This window comes from Zeimonas sediminis, from assembly GCF_023721795.1.
GTDB classification, from domain to species: domain Bacteria; phylum Pseudomonadota; class Gammaproteobacteria; order Burkholderiales; family Burkholderiaceae_E; genus Zeimonas; species Zeimonas sediminis.
The window spans coordinates 648848-662098 of sequence record NZ_JAMQYE010000001.1 but is presented as its reverse complement, the minus strand read 5'-3'; the positions used below and the strand labels follow the sequence as shown (position 1 = coordinate 662098).

Genomic DNA, 13251 nt, shown 5'->3' with positions numbered 1-13251 from the left:
CTCGCCGGGCGGGTCAGTGGCGGCAGCCGGGCTCGTTGCGGAGGCGTGCGTCGCGCCGAACGGATCCGGCGGCCGCCGGGCTCAGCGCGACGGCCCGATGCCCGGCGTCCCGGGCGGCTTGCCGCCGCCGACGCCCGCGCCGCCGCCTCTCCCCGCGCCGCCACCCCGGCCGGGATGGCCGCTTCCCGAGGAGGCTCCGCTGCCGGCCTTGGATCCTTCGCTGGCCGGCGCGGATGCCGCCCCGGGGAAGTCGCCGGTGCCGGCACCGACCGCGCTGCCGACCGCGTCGGCCACCTTCCCGTAGACGCCGCCGGTGGCATTGCGCAACTCGGAAACGCCGACGACGACGGCCATCGCGAGCAGCGAGGCGATCAGCGCGTATTCGATGGCCGCGAGCCCGCGCTGCCGGCGCGCCGGTTCGGGCGCGCGGGCCCCGGGGCGGTGGCGTCCCGCGGAATCGGTATCGATCGGTGCCATGTAACGGCTCGCTCGGCGCTCGTACGACATCGCAGCAGCCTAGCCGCAGGCGAGCGTCCGCGTGCCGCGACCCCGACGCGCGGCGATGCCCGCCGACCGAAGGCGGCCGCCGTGAGCTGATTCGCATCGAGCCGCTTCATGGAGCAGGGCGCATCGAGCGGGTTCATGGAGCAGGGCAGATCGGCATCGTGCCTGCTGCGCTGGTATCGTCGAGCCTCGCATCGAACCGGGAGACCGCCGCATGACCGATTCCGCCGGCTACACGCCGCCCGCCGTCTGGACCTGGAGACAGGGCAACGGGGGCCGTTTCGCGAACATCAACCGCCCGGTCGCCGGGGCCACCCACGAGAAGGAATTGCCCGTCGGGCGCCACCCCCTGCAGCTTTACTCGCTGGGCACGCCGAACGGCGTAAAGGTCACGGTGATGCTGGAGGAGCTGCTGGCGCTGGGCCATGCCGGCGCCGAGTACGACGCCTGGCTCATCCCGATCAGCGAGGGCGCGCAGTTCGGCAGCGGCTTCGTGGCGGTCAACCCGAACTCGAAGATCCCGGCCTTGCTCGACCGCAGCGGCCCGAAGCCGGTGCGGGTCTTCGAGTCGGGCGCGATCCTGGTGTACCTGGCCGAGAAGTTCGGCGCCTTCCTGCCGACCGACCCCGCCCAGCGCGCCGAGTGCCTGTCCTGGCTCTTCTGGCAGATGGGCAGCGCGCCGTTTCTCGGGGGCGGCTTCGGCCACTTCTATGCGTACGCGCCGGTCAAGATCGAGTACGCGATCGACCGCTACGCGATGGAGGTCAAGCGGCAACTCGACGTGCTCGACCGGCGCCTGGCCGAGAACCGGTACCTGGCCGGCGACGACTACACGATCGCCGACATGGCGGTCTGGCCCTGGTACGGAGCGCTGGTCAAGGGCCAGCTCTACGAGGCCGGCGAGTTCCTCCAGGTACAGGAATACGGTCACGTGATCCGCTGGGCCGACCTGATCGCCGAGCGTCCGGCCGCTCGCCGCGGCCGCATGGTCAACCGCACCTGGGGACAGCCGTCCAGCCAGTTGCACGAGCGCCACGACGCGAGCGACTTCGAAACGAAGACCCAGGACAAGCTGACCGGAGCCGCCGGATGATCACCCTGTACGACTGCGCGACCGCGCCGAGCCCGCGCCGCGCCCGCATCCTGCTCGCCGAGAAGGGCGTCGCCCACGAGACGGTGCAGGTGGACCTGCGCAACGGCGAACAGTTCGGCGACGCCTATCGCCGGGTCAATCCGCAGTGCACGGTGCCCGCCCTGCGCACCGACGAGGGCGTGGTGCTGGCCGACAACGCCGCGATCGCGGCCTGGGTGGAAGCCCGCTTCCCGGAGCCGCCCTTGATGGGGGTCACGCCGGAGGAGAAGGCCGAGATCGCGAGCTGGAACTGGCGCATGGAGTTCGAGGGGCTGCTTGCGATCGCCGAGGCGCTGCGCAACAGCTCGCCCGCAATGGCGAACCGGGCGCTCCCTGGCGCGGTGGACTATCCGCAGATCCCCGAGCTCGCCGCGCGGGGGCTGGCCAGGGTGGCGAACTTCTTCGCGATGCTGAACGACCGCCTGGACGGCCGGGACTTCGTAGCGACGGACCGTTTCAGCATCGCGGACATCACCGCGGTGGTCGCCGTCGACTTCGCGCGCATCGTCAAGCTCAAGCCGGGCGAGCAGCACCCGCATCTGCTGCGCTGGCGGGCGGCGATGGCCGAGCGGCCGTCGATGTCGCTCTAGCGGGCGTCAACGGGCCCTGGCTGCTGCGCGGTCCGCGCGCCCCGGCGGATCAGTAGCGCGCCTGCTGTCGGCGGATCTCGACCATCCGGTTCGAGGCCTCGATCGCGTCCTGCAGCGTGACCACCCCCCGCGCCTCGAGCAGGTCGATCATCCGGACGAACACCGCCGCGGTCGCCAGCGAGTCGCCGAGCGCGGTGTGACGCCCCTGGATCGAGACGCCGAAGCGCTCGAGCAGGTCGTCGAGCGTGTGGCGGTGCGTGTGGTCGTGCACGAAGGCCGACAGCAGCACGGTGTCGAGCACCGGGTTGTCGAAGCGCAGGCCGCAGCGCTCCTGCTTGAGCTGCAGGAAGCGAAGGTCGAAGGCGGCGTTGTGCGCGACCAGCACCGCGTCGTCCACGAATCGGTGAAAGCGCGGCAGCACCTGCTCGATCGGCGGGGCGTCCCGGACCATGTCGTCGGTGATGCCGTGAAACCGTATCGACCCCGGGGGGATCCTCCGCCCCGGATTGACCAGCGAGTCGAAGGATTCGCCGGTGAGCACCCTGGCGTTGACGATGCGGACCCCCGCGATCTGCACGATCTCGTCACCGTTGGAGGGTTCCAGGCCGGTCGTCTCCGAATCGAACACCACGTAGCAGAGGTCGCGAAGCCTGGCCGAGCGCTGGGCCCGGGGCACCGGGCGCGACAACAGTTCGAAGTCGTAGAACTCGGGCCTTTCCGGCAGCGAGCCCTCCTCGAGTCGTGGCGCCCGCGCGCGGATCGCCGGTCCGGCGTCCGCCTCGATCCGGGGGGAGGCTTCCTCCCCCTGAACTGCCTCGTCGAAGCTCAGAACGTAGCCGCCGGCGTCGGCCCCGAGACTGGCGATCCGGCTGATTCGGCCGAACATCGCGTGCTCGCCCTCGGCGGTGCGGAACCAGACGTCGACCACCGCATCCCGGCGGTCGTGTCGCCGGTCCGGGGTCGCGATCGCCGCGTCGAGCAGGTCCAGCGCCTGGCGGATCGGCTGCTCCTGCACCAGGCCGAACAGCGAGCGGCCGAGGCCGATGCCGGCAGGGGCCCTGAGCAGCCTGAGCGCCTGCTGGTTGTAGAGCAGGATCGAATGGCCCGCGTTCATGATCAGCACGCCCACGTGCAGGTCGCGCAGCACCGCCTCGAGCTGCTGCTGGCGGTGCATCGCCGCCCGGGTGGCCGCGTCGATCTCGGCGGCCACGTCCTGCCGCGCGCGCTGGAGCGCGTCGGCGAGCTGCCTGGCCGATTCCCCGAGCGGGCCGAGATGCTGCGCCGCAGCGGCGTCGACCGAGTGTCCGGCGTTGGCGTGAGCGATCGTTTCCATGTCGCGCGCGAGCGCGAGCGCCGGGCGGGCGAACCGAGTGTCGAACAGCTGCCAGACCAGTGCCGCGAGCAGTGCGAGGCCGAAGGCGGCGGCGCCCCCGAACAGCACGAGGTGCGGCGCTGCGCCGGGCTCCAGGCGCCCGGCGGCGAGATAGAGGGCGCCGCCGATCAGCGCCGGCGGCGCGAGCATCAATACGAGGAATGGGAGCAGGACCCTGGCCCGCAGGCCCTTGCGCGCACCGTTCCCGAGCATGTTCGACCGTCTCCGCGTTCCCGCTTTTCCGAATCGGCAGCGTAGCGTCGGCCGGCCGCGCCGGCAAACCCGGCGCGAACCCGGCGCGAACCCGGCGTGAGTTCGGCGCGACCCGGACGTCCGCGCGCGTAAGCGAACGGTAAGGTTCCTTGCCTAGATTCCCAGAAGGCCGGAGTCCGCCATGCGGTCGCCGGTCGTTCGCCGGGGGCCGCCCAAGCGGCATCGCGGCGAATCTACAAACGATTGGAGGGGGTAGACAATGTCGGATCAAAGTCGCTCGGGGGCGGCCTACTGGAAGGCCAACCTGAGACTCGTCGTCATCTGCATGGTGATCTGGGCTGTGGTCTCTTACGGCTTCGGAATCATCCTTCGCCCGCTGCTCGCGGGAATCCCGGTCGGAGGTACCGATCTCGGCTTCTGGTTCGCAACACAGGGGTCGATCGTCGTGTTCCTGCTGCTGATCGTTTTCTACTCGAAACGCATGAACAAGCTCGACCGCGAGTTCGGCGTTCACGAAGACTGAGGGGGCGACGATGGATCTGAAGACACTCACCTACCTGGTGGTGGGCGCAACCTTCGCGCTGTACATCGGGATCGCGTTCTGGGCCCGCGCCGGTACCACCGGCGAGTTCTACGCGGCCGGTCGCGGCGTCAGCCCGGTGGTCAACGGCATGGCCACCGCGGCCGACTGGATGTCCGCCGCCTCCTTCATCTCGATGGCCGGCCTGATCGCCTTCATGGGCTACGACGGCTCGCTGTTCCTGATGGGCTGGACCGGCGGATACGTGCTGCTGGCGATGCTGCTCGCGCCCTACCTGCGCAAGTTCGGCAAGTACACGGTGCCCGAGTTCGTCGGCGACCGCTTCTACTCGCAGGCGGCGCGCGTGGTGGCGGTGATCTGCCTGATCGTCGCCTCGATCACCTACGTGATCGGCCAGATGCGCGGCGTCGGCGTGGCCTTCTCGCGCTTCCTCGAGGTCAGCGTCGATACCGGCCTGTACGTGGGCATGGCGGTCGTGTTCGTGTACGCGGTGCTCGGCGGCATGAAGGGCATCACCTACACGCAGGTCGCCCAGTACGTGGTGCTGATCCTCGCCTACACGATCCCGGCGATCTTCATTTCGATGAACCTGACCGGCAACCCGATTCCCGGGCTCGGCCTGTTCAGCAGCACGGCCGAGGGGGTGCCGCTGCTGACCAAGCTGAACCAGGTGATCGGCGACCTCGGCTTCCCGAAGTTCACCGAGCAGCGGCGAAGTACGCTCGACATGACGCTGTACACGCTGTCGCTGATGATCGGCACGGCGGGCCTGCCTCACGTGATCGTGCGCTTCTTCACCGTGCCGAAGGTGCGTGACGCGCGTTCGTCGGCCGGCTGGGCGCTGTTCTTCATCGCGATCCTGTACACGACCGCTCCCGCGGTCGGCGCGATGGCCCGCCTGAACCTGACCAACACGGTGCAGACCGGCGCGGTCGGCTCGCCCGAGGGCAACCTGTCCTACGAGCAGCGTCCGCAGTGGTTCAAGAACTGGGAGAAGACCGGCCTGCTCAAGTTCGAGGACAAGAACGGCGACGGCCGCATCCAGTACTACAACGACAAGAACAAGGAGTTCGCGGCCAAGGCCGAGGGCTTCGGCTGGAAGGGCAACGAGCTGACCAAGGTCGACAACGACATCATGGTGCTGGCCAACCCCGAGATCGCGCGGCTGCCCAACTGGGTGATCGCGCTGGTCGCGGCGGGCGGCCTCGCGGCGGCCCTGTCGACGGCGGCAGGCCTGCTGCTCGCGATCTCGTCGGCGGTCTCCCACGACCTGCTCAAGGGCATGTTCAACAAGAACATCTCGGAGGCAGGGGAGCTGATGGCGGCGCGGATCTCGATGGCGGTCGCGATCGTCGTCGCCGGCTACCTGGGGCTCAATCCACCAGGCTTCGCGGCCCAGGTGGTGGCGCTGGCATTCGGCCTCGCGGCATCGTCGATCTTCCCGGCGCTGATGATGGGCATCTTCAGCAAGCGGGTCGGGGCGGCGCCGGCGGTGGCGGGCATGCTGGCCGGTCTCGGCGTCACCCTGGTGTACATCTTCTGGTTCAAGGGCTGGTTCTTCATCCCCGGCACCGAGATGGCCGCCAACGTCCCGGCCAACTGGTTCCTCGGCATCTCGCCCGAGGCCTTCGGGGCGGTCGGCGCGATGGTGAACTTCGGCATGGCCTGGGTGGTTTCCCGGGTGAGCGCGCCGCCGCCGGCGCACATCCAGGAACTGGTCGAGAGCATCCGGGTGCCCAAGGGTGCCGGAGCTGCGACCGGCCACTGAGCGGGCGGGCGCCCGCGGGGTCGCGGGCCGGCGCGAAATGCGCCGGCTCGGGGCCTCGGCGGGCGCCGCCTGCGGTTCCCGGGCAGCGGTACCTTTCCGCTGCCCGGTTCCCGGCGGACGCGAATGAAGCGCCAGTCGACGCCGGTCTCGCGGGGCAACGGCACCGGCCTGATGTCGGCGCCGATCCGCGCCCTGATGAGCAGCGATCCGAGCACGATCGCACCGGGAGAGTCGGTGCGGGAAGCCGCGCGCCGGATGCGCGAACGGAACATTTCCTGCCTGCCGGTCTGCCGCGAGCGGGCCCTGGTCGGCATCGTCACGCTGCGTGACCTGCGGGACAAGGTGGTCGCCGACGATCTGTCGGGGGACACGCCGGTCGAGGCGGTCATGAGCCGCGACGTGGTCTCGGTGCCGGTCGACGGCACCGGATTCGACGCGCTGCTGCTGATGAGCCGCAAGGGGGTCGCCCACCTTCCGGTCCACGACGACGGCAGGCTCGTCGGCATCGTCACGAACACCGACTTCCTGCGCAAGCAGACCGCGTCGGCGGTCTACATGGCGAGCGACATCGGCAAGTGCGACAGCGTCGACGGGATCGCCGCAGTGGTCGCGCGGGTGCCCGAACTGCTGTTGCACCTCGTCGATTCCGGCGCGCACGCCGAGCAGATCGGCCACCTGGTGAGCGCGATCTCGGATGCGGCCACGCGCCGCCTGCTCGCGCTGGCCCGGAGCCGACTCGGCGCGCCGCCGATCGACTGGGCCTGGCTCGCCTGCGGCTCGCAGGGACGCGAGGAGCAGAGCGGGGTGTCCGACCAGGACAACTGCCTGATCCTTTCCGACGATTTCGATGCGCAGGCGCACGGCGCCTACTACGAGGCGCTCGCGCGCTTCGTCAACGACGGGCTGAACGCGTCCGGCTACGCGTACTGCCCCGGCGAGATGATGGCGAGCAACCCGCGCTGGCGGCAGCCGCTCGCCACCTGGCGACACTACTTCAGGTCCTGGATCGAGCAGCCCGAGCCGATGGCGCAGATGCTCGCGAGCGTGATGTTCGACCTGCGCGTGATCGACGGCAATCCGGCCCTGCACGGCGACCTGCAGCGACAATCGCTGGAGCGCGCCCGCGGCAACGGCATCTTCGTCGCGCACATGGTCAGCAATTCCCTGACGCACCGGCCGCCGCTGGGGCTGTTCGGCGGCCTGTCGATCGCCCGGCGCGGCGAGCATGCGGGCACCGTCGACCTGAAGCTGGGCGGCGTGGTGCCGATCACCGACATCGCCCGCGTGTTCGCGCTGTCGGCGGCTTCACCGGCGCTCAACACCTGGGCGAGGCTGAGGGCGGCGCGCGGGGCGGGCCTGCTCAGCGAGTCGGGCTCCCGCGACCTGCTCGACGCCTTCGGGTTCATTGCCGACACGCGACTGCGGCACCAGGCCGAACAGGCGCGCCGCGGCGAGAAGCCCGACAACCATCTCGCGCCCTCGGAGCTCTCGGGCCTGGAGCGGCGGCACCTGCGGGACGCCTTCCGGGTCGTCAAGACGATCCAGGCATCGCTTTCGAGCAGACACCAGATCGGCGCCCGCTGACTCCCGACATGATGACCTTGCACCTGATTGCAGTATTCACGATCGGCGCCGTGGCGGCGCTGCTCACCTTCGCCGGCGCCCGGCTGTTCGGCCGCAGCGCGCCGCGCTCGGTGCTGGTGCTGGTTGCCGGCGGCGCGATGCTCGCCTACTCGGTCTACGACGAGTACTCCTGGGCCGGGCGCATGACCGCGAGCCTGCCGAGCCAGGTGACGGTCTTGCGGGAGTACCGGGAGACCAGCCTGCTGTCGCCGTGGACCTACGCGTTCCCGCGCGCCGAGCGGATGACAGCGATCGATCGCCGGTCGATCCAGCGCAACCCGCAGTTGCCGGGGATGCTGATGACCGAGCTGCTGATGATGCAGCGCAACCAGCCGACCCGGTCGGCGCCGATGGTCGTCGACTGCCCGGGCCAGCGACGGGCCTTCCTGTCCGCGGATCAGGCGTTCGAGCCGGACGGCATGCCGAAGAACCCGGCGTGGGAGCGCCTCGACCCGGGCGATCCTCTTCTCGAGGCCGCCTGTCGCTGAACTGAGGCATCATCCGGGTCGAAACAGGAGCCCGACCGCAATGCCCCAGTCCGCCGACAGCCCCGCCATCGTTCCGCGTCCTGCCTCGACCGTCCTGCTGCTGCGCGACGGCGCCGCCGGGCCCGAGGTCTACATGCTGCGACGCCACGACGATTCCAACGCGTTCGGCGGCGCCTACGTGTTCCCGGGGGGCAAGCTCGACCGGGCCGACTGCGAGGTCGAGTGCCTGTGCCGGATCGGCGCGGATCCCGTTTCGCTCCACCAGGCGCTTCGCGAGGCCGAGCTCGACGCCGCCACGGCCGCCGGCCTGTTCTACGCCGCCTGCCGGGAGACCTTCGAGGAGGCCCGCGTGCTGCTCGCGCGCGGCGCCGACGCCGGGCTCGGCGAGCGCGCCTGGGCGATGCTGCGCGAGGGCGTCGGCTTCGCCGAGGTGCTCGCCGCCCACGACCTCGAGCTGGCCAGCGACGCGCTGGTGCCGTGGTCGCGCTGGATCACGCCGCGCATCCCTTCGACGATGGCGCGCAACAAGCGCTTCGACACCCGGTTCTTCGTCGCCGCGCTGCCCGAGGGGCAGGAGGCCGGCTTCGACGACCACGAGGCGGTGGCCGGCGAGTGGCTGGATCCGCGCGAGGCGCTTCGCCGCTATCGCGACGACCGGATCGTGATCGGCCCGCCGCAGATCATGAGCCTGGTGCAACTCGCCCAGTACGGTTCGACCGCCGAGGTGCTCGAGGCGGCGCGCGGCCGGGGGCCGGTGCTGATCGAGCCCGAGCCCTTCGAGCTCGAAGGGTGCAGGGTGGTCGCCTATCCCGGCGACGAGCGGCATCCGCTGCGCGACCGTGTCATGGTCGGGCCCACGCGGCTGATCCAGCGGGGCAACCGCTTCGAGCCGCTGGAGGGCATCGACGCGCTGCTGGAGTGCGTCGGGTGCTGAGCGAGTTCGACGACGGCATCCATGTCCTCGATTCGGGCTTCTTCCGCCCGCGGCTCGACGCGATCCATCTGATCGTCGAGCGGGGCAGGGTGGCGGTCGTCGACACCGGGGTCAACGACTCGGTGCCGAGGGTTTTCGAGGCGCTGGCTGCGCTGGGACTGGCGCCCGACAGCGTCGACTGGGTGGTGCTGACCCACGTCCACCTCGACCACGCCGGCGGCGCAGGGCTGCTGATGAGCCGGCTGCCGTCCGCCAGGCTGCTCGTGCACCCGCGCGGCGCCCGGCACATGATCGACCCGTCGAAGCTGGTGGCCGGCACGGTGGCCGTCTACGGCGAGGACGCGGCGCGCAAGATGTACGGCGAGATCGTCCCGGTGCCGGCCGAGCGCGTAGTCGAGGCGCCGGACGGCTTCGCGATCGAGCTGGCGGGCCGCCGGCTCGAGGCGATCGACACCCCGGGCCATGCGAAGCACCACCTGTGCCTGGTCGATGCGAAGGCCGGCGTCGTGTTCGCCGGCGACACCTTCGGCCTTTCCTATCGCGAACTGGACCAGGGAGACCGGCAGTTCGTCGTGCCGTCGACGACGCCGGTGCAGTTCGACCCGCTGGCCCTGCACGCGTCGATCGACCGGATTGCCGCGCTGAGGCCCCGGGCGGTGGCCGTGACCCACTTCGGCCCGGTCGGCGACGTGCCGCGGCTCGCGGCCGACCTGCACCGGCAGATCGACGCGATGGTGGCGATGGCGCGCGACTGCGCGTCCCGGTGCACCGGCGCGTCGGCTGCTGCGACGGCCTCGGCCGAGGGGCCTGCTGCCGCGCTGCGCGACTGCCTCCGGGAAGGGATGCGCGAGCTGGTCTTCGCCGAGGCCCTCCGCCAGGGCTGGGACGCCGACGAGAGCGAGCTTCAGCGGATCTTCACGCTGGACATCGGTTTGAACGCCGACGGCCTGGCGGCGTGGTTGGTGTCGGGCGGTCGCTGAAACGGGGCGAGCGCCCGCATGACGCGGCCGCCGACTCAGGCGGCCACCGACCTCAGCTCGTCGCCTGCCTCACGCGGCCGCAGCGGAGCCCCGCGTGCCGCGCAGCAGCGCGATCATCGCCGAGAACACCTTCGGCGCGCCGGCCACGACCTCTTCGGCGAACAGGTAGTCGCCCTCGGCCGAGAAGTTGCCGACCAGGCCGCCGGCCTCGGTGATCAGCAGGCTGCCCGCCGCGACGTCCCAGGGCGACAGGCCGAGTTCGAAGAAGGCGTCGAAGCGGCCGCAGGCCACGTAGGCCAGGTCGAGCGCCGCGGCGCCCGGCCGGCGCACGCCGGCGGCCTTCTCGGTGACCGCGCGCAGCATCGCCAGGTACTGGTCGAGGTTGTCGATCTTGCGGAACGGAAATCCGGTGCCGACCAGCGACTCGTCGAGCTTGGTGCGCCGGGACACCCGGATGCGCCGGTCGTTCAGGAAGGCGCCGCGGCCCTTGGAGGCGGTGAAGAGCTCGTCGCGAGACGGGTCGTAGACGACCGCCTGCGTGACCACGCCGCGCTGCATCAGCGCGATCGAGATGCCGTACTGGGGCAGGCCGTGGATGAAGTTGGTGGTGCCGTCGAGCGGGTCGATGATCCAGATGTTCTCGGCCTGGAGCACCTGCTCCATCCGGCCGCCGCCCTTCTGGCCGCCCTCGGAGTGGCCCGACTCCTCTGCTAAGATCGAATGGCCCGGATAGGCGGTCAGCAGCGTGTCGATGATCGCCTCTTCCGACGCGTGGTCGACCTCGGTCACGAAGTCGTTGCGCTGCTTGCGCGCGACCTTCACGGTGTCGAGGTCGAGGCTCGCGCGATTGATGATCCGCCCGGCGCGCCGCGCCGCACGGACCGCCACGTTCAGCATCGGATGCATGTACGGTAAGACCTTTCCGGTCTGGCTGGGTGCAATCCGGCATTGTAAGGGATTCGACCTGTCCGCCTTGCACCGTTCCGCGCCGCCGTGGTTCGAGCGCCTGGCATTCGTGCTCGTGCGGCCCAGTCATCCCGGCAACGTGGGGGCCGCCGCCCGCGCGATGCGCACGATGGGCCTTCGCCGGCTGGTCGTCGTGGCGCCGCGCGAGCCCGCGGTGCTCGAGCATCCGGAGGCGATCGCCCGCGCCAGCGGCGCGCACGAGTTGCTGGCGGCGGCGAGCGTGGCCGCCACGCTCGACGAGGCGCTGGCCCCGTTCACCGCGGCGGTCGCGGTCAGCGCCGAGGCGCGCGAACTCGGGCCGCAGCCCAGGCCGCCGGAAGACACGGCCGCGGCGGTGCGCGCGGAGCTGCTTGCCTCGCCCGAGGCGCGGGTGGCCTTCGTCTTCGGTCCGGAGCGAACCGGCCTGTCGATCGAAGACGCGGCGCGCTGCCAGCTGATGTGCAGCATCCCCGGCGACCCCGACTACAACTCCCTGAACCTCGCGCAGGCCGCGCAGATCGTGGCGTACTGCCTGCGCGCGATCGACCGGCTCGCGCCGCTGCCGGCGGCTGCCGGCGAGCAGGTCGGCGGCTCGGGGCCCGTGGCGCAGCCCGCGTCGATCGCCGCGATCGAGGGCTTCTTCGATCATCTCGAGCTCGCGCTGACGCGGATCGGCTTTCTCGACCCGGCACATCCCAAGCGCCTGATGCCGAGGCTGCGGCGCCTGTTCGGGCGCACCCGCCTCGAGAACGAGGAAGTCGCGATCCTGCGCGGCATCTGCACCCAGATGCTCAAGCTCGCCGACGGCGACATCCACGGCCCGAGCCGCTCGCGCCGGCCGCGCGATGCGGCGCCCGGTGAAGCGAAGCCCAGCGAAGCGAGACCCGACGAGGCGAGGCCCCGCGAAGCGAGACCCGGGCCCCGGCCATGAGATCGCTGCGATGACCACGTTGCGCATTCCAGCCGTCTACATGCGCGGCGGCACCAGCAAGGGCGTGTTCTTCGAAGGCAAGGACCTGCCGCGGGTCCACGCCGAGCGCGACGCGCTGCTGCTGCGCGTGATCGGCAGCCCCGACCCGTTCGGCCGGCAGGCCGACGGCATGGGCGGCGCCACCTCGGGCACCAGCAAGGTCGCGGTGGTCTCGCCGTCGCGGCGCGACGACTGCGACGTCGACTACCTGTTCGGCGCGGTCTCGATCGGCGAGCCCGTGATCGACTGGTCCGGCAACTGCGACGAGCTGTCGGCCGCGGTCGGGCCCTTCGCGATCGTCCAGGGGCTGGTGCCCGCGGTCGACGGGATCACCCAGGTCCGGATCTGGCAGCAGAGCACCAGCCAGCGGATCGACGCCTGGGTGCCGGTGCGCCACGGCGAGGTCGTCGAGGAGGGCGCCTTCGTCGAGGAGGGCGTGCCTTTCGCCGGCGCCGAGATCCGGATGGAGTTCGTCGAGCCGGACACCGCGCAGGCGCGTGTCCTGCTGCCGACCGGGTCGGTCCGGGACACGCTCACGGTCCCGGGCCTCGGCGAGGTCCGCGCCACGTTGCTCGTCGCCGGCGGTCCCGCGGTCTTCGTTCGCGCCGACGCGCTGGGGCTCACCGGTCGAGAGTCGCTCGCCGACCTGCAGGGCAAGCGCAAGATCCACGCGATGCTCGAAGCGCTCCGGGCCGCCGCGGCGGTCCGGATGGGGCTGGCCGAGACCGCCGAGGAAGCGACCCGGCTGCGACCCAGCGAGCCCGAGATCGCGTGGGTGGCCCGGCCCGCGGCCTACCGCAGCAGCGCCGGCGCCGAGATCGCCGGCGAGCGGATCGACGTGCTCGCCCGCATTCTCACGGCGGGCCGGCTGAACCCGGCGTTCACCGGGACCGGCTCGATCGCGCTCGCCGCGGCGGCCGCGCTGCCGGGCTCGGTGGTCGGCGAAGTGGCGCGCACGCTGCCCGGCGTGCCGACCCGGATCGGTCATCCGTCCGGAACGCTCACGGTCGGCGCCGAGCTGACCTGCGTCGACGGGCACTGGCGTTTCGACAAGGCGGTGCTGTCGCGCAGCGCCCGTCGCCTGATGAGCGGCTGGGTGCACCTGCCTTCCCGCCCGCCCGCGCTGGCGCCCCGGCAGGCACAGGGCCAGCTCTGGGCCTAAACTTGCGGCCGCCGACAAACTGGAGAACC

The 13251-nt window shown here is 71.1% G+C and carries 13 protein-coding genes; 10 read left to right on the top strand and 3 right to left on the bottom strand.

Features of this window, described 5'->3' with window-relative positions; translation table 11 throughout:
- Window positions 1-81: 81 nt before the first annotated feature.
- Entirely contained in the window at window positions 82-477 is a 396-nt protein-coding gene (locus tag M6I34_RS03085) for a Flp family type IVb pilin (RefSeq protein WP_272484249.1), read from the bottom strand.
- Between the two features lie 241 nt (window positions 478-718).
- Here M6I34_RS03085 and yghU point away from each other — a divergent pair, with 241 nt between their 5' ends.
- Together yghU and M6I34_RS03075 are read left to right on the top strand one after the other, a co-directional pair.
- Window positions 719-1597 carry a glutathione-dependent disulfide-bond oxidoreductase gene (yghU, locus tag M6I34_RS03080; protein ID WP_272484248.1) on the top strand — a complete coding sequence of 293 codons (879 nt, stop codon included), beginning with the start codon at window positions 719-721 and terminating at the stop codon, window positions 1595-1597.
- Window positions 1594-2226, top strand: coding sequence for a glutathione S-transferase family protein (locus M6I34_RS03075; RefSeq protein WP_272484247.1), 633 nt, complete (start codon window positions 1594-1596; stop codon window positions 2224-2226). Before yghU ends, M6I34_RS03075 begins: the two co-directional genes overlap by 4 nt.
- Before the next feature lie 49 nt (window positions 2227-2275).
- On the opposite strand, the gene M6I34_RS03070 is transcribed toward M6I34_RS03075, so the two are convergent.
- Window positions 2276-3811, bottom strand: a complete 1536-nt coding sequence (locus M6I34_RS03070) for a 3'-5' exonuclease (RefSeq protein ID WP_272484246.1) — start codon at window positions 3809-3811, stop codon at window positions 2276-2278.
- 259 nt (window positions 3812-4070) lie between these two features.
- Here M6I34_RS03070 and M6I34_RS03065 point away from each other — a divergent pair, with 259 nt between their 5' ends.
- The 6 genes from M6I34_RS03065 to M6I34_RS03040 all read left to right on the top strand — a co-directional run bounded on the left by M6I34_RS03065 (window position 4071) and on the right by M6I34_RS03040 (window position 10145).
- Window positions 4071-4334: a DUF4212 domain-containing protein gene (locus M6I34_RS03065; RefSeq protein WP_272484245.1), complete on the top strand. Its 264-nt coding sequence runs from the start codon at window positions 4071-4073 to the stop codon at window positions 4332-4334.
- Between the two features lie 10 nt (window positions 4335-4344).
- Window positions 4345-6120, top strand: a complete 1776-nt coding sequence (locus M6I34_RS03060; protein WP_272484244.1) for a sodium:solute symporter family protein — start codon at window positions 4345-4347, stop codon at window positions 6118-6120.
- Between the two features lie 123 nt (window positions 6121-6243).
- A complete protein-coding gene (locus M6I34_RS03055) occupies window positions 6244-7704 on the top strand; it encodes a putative nucleotidyltransferase substrate binding domain-containing protein (RefSeq protein WP_272484243.1) in 1461 nt (486 codons plus the stop codon).
- Between the two features lie 8 nt (window positions 7705-7712).
- Entirely contained in the window at window positions 7713-8231 is a 519-nt protein-coding gene (locus M6I34_RS03050; protein WP_272484242.1) for a hypothetical protein, read from the top strand.
- Between the two features lie 40 nt (window positions 8232-8271).
- Window positions 8272-9165 carry an NUDIX hydrolase gene (locus tag M6I34_RS03045; RefSeq protein ID WP_272484241.1) on the top strand — a complete coding sequence of 298 codons (894 nt, stop codon included), beginning with the start codon at window positions 8272-8274 and terminating at the stop codon, window positions 9163-9165.
- The gene (locus M6I34_RS03040; RefSeq protein ID WP_272484240.1) at window positions 9159-10145 is read left to right on the top strand and encodes an MBL fold metallo-hydrolase; all 987 of its coding nucleotides are present in this window, start codon (window positions 9159-9161) and stop codon (window positions 10143-10145) included. The genes M6I34_RS03045 and M6I34_RS03040 overlap by 7 nt, the downstream gene beginning before the upstream one ends.
- A 69-nt stretch (window positions 10146-10214) precedes the next feature.
- Here M6I34_RS03040 and M6I34_RS03035 read toward each other — a convergent pair whose 3' ends face one another.
- Complete coding sequence (locus tag M6I34_RS03035) at window positions 10215-11051, bottom strand: inositol monophosphatase family protein (RefSeq protein ID WP_272484239.1); 837 nt, start codon at window positions 11049-11051, stop codon at window positions 10215-10217.
- Between M6I34_RS03035 and M6I34_RS03030 the strand changes: the two genes are divergently transcribed.
- On the top strand, window positions 11050-12021 hold the full coding sequence (locus tag M6I34_RS03030; RefSeq protein WP_272484238.1) for an RNA methyltransferase: 972 nt from the start codon (window positions 11050-11052) through the stop codon (window positions 12019-12021). The two genes, M6I34_RS03035 and M6I34_RS03030, sit on opposite strands and share 2 nt — an antisense overlap.
- A 10-nt stretch (window positions 12022-12031) precedes the next feature.
- Window positions 12032-13222, top strand: a complete 1191-nt coding sequence (locus M6I34_RS03025) for a 2-methylaconitate cis-trans isomerase PrpF family protein (protein WP_272484237.1) — start codon at window positions 12032-12034, stop codon at window positions 13220-13222.
- The last annotated feature ends 29 nt before the right edge of the window (window positions 13223-13251 follow it).